3 protein-coding genes and 1 pseudogene are annotated in these 1,778 nt (G+C 68.0%); 1 reads left to right on the top strand and 3 read right to left on the bottom strand.

What is annotated here, in order from left to right; all coding sequences use genetic code 11:
• Both I5I_RS17670 and I5I_RS13630 read right to left on the bottom strand, forming a co-directional pair.
• Positions 1–193: pseudogene (locus I5I_RS17670) on the bottom strand (MerR family transcriptional regulator); the annotation flags it as partial.
• Positions 190–684, bottom strand: coding sequence for an FHA domain-containing protein (locus tag I5I_RS13630; RefSeq protein WP_187289962.1), 495 nt, complete (start codon positions 682–684; stop codon positions 190–192). The gene I5I_RS13630 and the pseudogene I5I_RS17670, both read right to left, overlap by 4 nt.
• Positions 685–892: 208 nt before the next feature.
• Here I5I_RS13630 and I5I_RS13625 point away from each other — a divergent pair, with 208 nt between their 5' ends.
• Entirely contained in the window at positions 893–1,237 is a 345-nt protein-coding gene (locus I5I_RS13625; RefSeq protein WP_036286519.1) for a hypothetical protein, read from the top strand.
• 21 nt (positions 1,238–1,258) lie between these two features.
• Here I5I_RS13625 and I5I_RS13620 read toward each other — a convergent pair whose 3' ends face one another.
• A complete protein-coding gene (locus I5I_RS13620) occupies positions 1,259–1,657 on the bottom strand; it encodes a hypothetical protein (RefSeq protein ID WP_036320872.1) in 399 nt (132 codons plus the stop codon).
• Between the last annotated feature and the right edge of the window lie 121 nt (positions 1,658–1,778).

Below are 1,778 nucleotides of genomic sequence, written 5' to 3'. Positions count from 1 at the left end.
AGCTCGGTACCGGGGATCCTCTAGAGTCCCCCGACTCGGTTCGCAGCGGCGTGACGATGCCCTGCACTTCGAGGTAGCGAAGCTTGCTCGCGCTGAGATCGGAGAACTCCGGCGTCAGGCGTGCGAGCACCTGACCAATGCTGAGATAACCCGAGGACGACGCACGTCCACGGGGTGAGACAGCCGGGCTCACCCGCTCGTCACCTGACCGCGGTCGACCGGCGACGCGAAGAAGTTGAGGCGGAACTTGCCGATGCGCACCTCGGAGCCGTCGACGAGCACGGCGCGGTCCACCCGTTCACCGTTGACATAGCTGCCGTTCAGGGAGCGCTGGTCGACGAGCTCGAAGACGGCGCCGGTGCGGGTGATCTCCGCGTGACGACGAGAGACGGTGACATCGTCGAAGAAGATGTCGGCCTCGGGATGGCGCCCGACCGTGGTGACATCGGTGTCGAGCAGATAGCGTGCGCCCGCCGTGGGACCGGAGCGGACGAGCAGCAGCGCAGCGCGAGACGGAAGCGCATCGATGGCCTCCCGCTCGACGTCCGTCAGGTCCGTTCCGAACGGCACGAAGGAGAGGTCGGAATCGTGACCGAAAGTCTGGGTGGTGTCGGCAGAGCCGGCACTCCCGGCGTCACGTCGGATACCGCTGACACCAGCGTCTCGAGCGTTCTCTTCCACCATGGCCTCCTTCCTCTTCACCCTAACGGATCGACCCGGGCTGCGAACCCCCGCCGGGGAACCGGGTTTCGCGCCGCGCCAGCCCCGATCCCGCCGAGCGGTGCGACTCAGCGGCGTGTGTCGATGTGTGACGCCGTCCGCGCGGACGGCCTTCGCCCCGACGTAGCCTGATCGCACCGCCACCACGGGCGGCATCCACGAGAGGAACCCCGTGTCCGCAGCGCAGAACCGCCTCACGCCCGCACCGGTGCGTCAGGACGCCATCTGCATGTGCGCGACGGGCCGCGGTTGCTCTTCCTTCGCGGCCGGCCACGCCGTCCACCTGATCCAGTCGCGGCTGGTGTCGGCAACGCCCGGAGAATGGGTCGACGCGATCGCGGTCGCCTCAGCGGCCGACGGCACGCTCACGATCGTCACCCTCGAGGGGCGCGAGATCGAACTGTGGAACGGCGCCGGGGCCGCGGCGTCCGTGCAACGGGGTACGCCGGTCGCGTTCCACCCGCGCTATCACGCGCTCCACGCCGGAGGACGGCTCTTCAACGTGCTCGCGGTCTGAGTCGAGAGGGACGGGTGCCGCTCAGGCGGCCGCCATCATCGCGTCTTTGACCGCCATGCACGCATCCATACAGGCCCGGCACGCGTCCGCGCACATGGCGCACACGGGGCTGTCATCAGCGTGCATCATGCACATGTCCATGCACGTCTGACACATCGCGATGCAGGCGTCGAGCATCGCCATCATCGACGCCGGCGCCATGCCCGGCATCCGCAGCATGGCACGCATCATGGTGTTGCACATGTCGGCGCAGTTCATGCACGACGGGGCACAGTCCATCATCTGCATCGAGCACACCGTGCAGGCCTGCTCACAGGCGGCACAGGCGTCCATGCAGGCCTGCATGACCGCGGCATCCATCGCGGGCATCTCGGCCATCGACATCTCGCCGGCCATCGCTTCCATCATCCTGGCGTCCATCTCCCACCGTCCTTCCGGTCACGGCGAGCGCGACGCTCGCCTGCCGCCATGCTAGGACTCCGACCCGGCGCACAACAGGCGCGGATAGGGTCGGACTCTAGAGGATCCCCGGGACCGAGCT

Origin of the sequence: Microbacterium sp. B24 (genome assembly GCF_000333415.1) — a bacterium.
Taxonomy (GTDB): Bacteria; Actinomycetota; Actinomycetes; order Actinomycetales; family Microbacteriaceae; genus Microbacterium.
Note: the sequence above shows the minus strand (reverse complement) of the source record. Positions and strands in the feature narration are given on the sequence as shown.